The 1,031-nt window shown below is 67.8% G+C and carries 1 protein-coding gene; it reads left to right on the top strand.

The window, feature by feature from the left end; genetic code table 11:
* On the top strand, positions 1 to 1,008 hold a 1,008-nt coding region (locus tag AB0M26_RS31970; RefSeq protein WP_365266567.1), incomplete at its 5' end, for an IS110 family transposase.
* Positions 1,009 to 1,031 lie beyond the last annotated feature (23 nt).

Below are 1,031 nucleotides of genomic sequence, written 5' to 3'. Positions count from 1 at the left end.
GCTTCGATCGGTGCCCTGCCACTGGCCGTGGCCAGGGACATGGGCTGTGAGGTCGCGTACTTGCCCGGCCTGACGATGCGGCGGATCGCCGACCTCTACCCCGGCGAGGCCAAGACCGACGCCCGCGACGCGTTCGTGATCGCGGATGCGGCCCGGTCGATGCCGCACACTCTGCGGTCGATCGAGCTCCAAGACGAGACCATCGCCGAGCTGGAGATGATCGTGGGGTTCGACGACGACCTCGCCGGCGAGGCCACCCGCATCAGCAACCGGCTGCGGGGACTGCTGACACAGATCCACCCGTCCCTGGAACGGGTGTTGGGCCCGCGGGTGCAGCACCCAGCCGTCCTCAAACTGCTGGACCGGTTCGGTTCCCCGGCCCAGATCCGCAAGGCCGGGCGGCGACAGCTGGTGACCTTGATGCGGCCGAAGGCACCCCGGATGGCCGAGCGCCTGGTCGAAGACATCTTCACCGCGCTCGATGAGCAGACCGTCACCGTTCCCGGTACCGACGCTGCCGCGCTGATCGTCCCCAGCCTGGCCAGCTCGCTGACCTCCGTGCTCGACCAGCGCAAAGTCCTCGCGGCCAGGATCGAGGAACTGCTGGTGGCCCACCCTCTTTCCCAGGTCCTGACGTCCATGCCCGGCATTGGCGTCAGGACCGGAGCCCGCATCCTCATAGACGTCGGCGACGGATCGAGTTTCCCGTCCGCCGCCCACCTCGCGGCCTACGCCGGCCTGGCACCCGCGACAAGAAGTTCGGGCTCCTCGATCCGCGGCGAACAACCCTCCCGGCGCGGAAACAAGCAGCTCAAGAGAGCGTTCTTCCTGTCCGCGTTCGCAGCGCTGGCCGAACCGGCCTCCAGGACCTACTACGACAAAAAGATCGCCCAGGGAAAGCACCACACCCAAGCCCTCCTCTGCCTCGCCAGACGACGAGCCGACGTGCTCTTCGCCATGCTCCGCGACGGCACCTTCTACGACCCCAAGCCCGCCCCCACAGGTTGACGAAACCCATAGGGACACCCCCC

Source organism: Streptomyces sp. NPDC051776 (genome assembly GCF_040681345.1).
Lineage (GTDB): Bacteria > Actinomycetota > Actinomycetes > Streptomycetales > Streptomycetaceae > Streptomyces.
The sequence above is the reverse complement of the archived record's forward strand: the minus strand, read 5'-3'. Positions and strand labels throughout refer to the sequence as shown.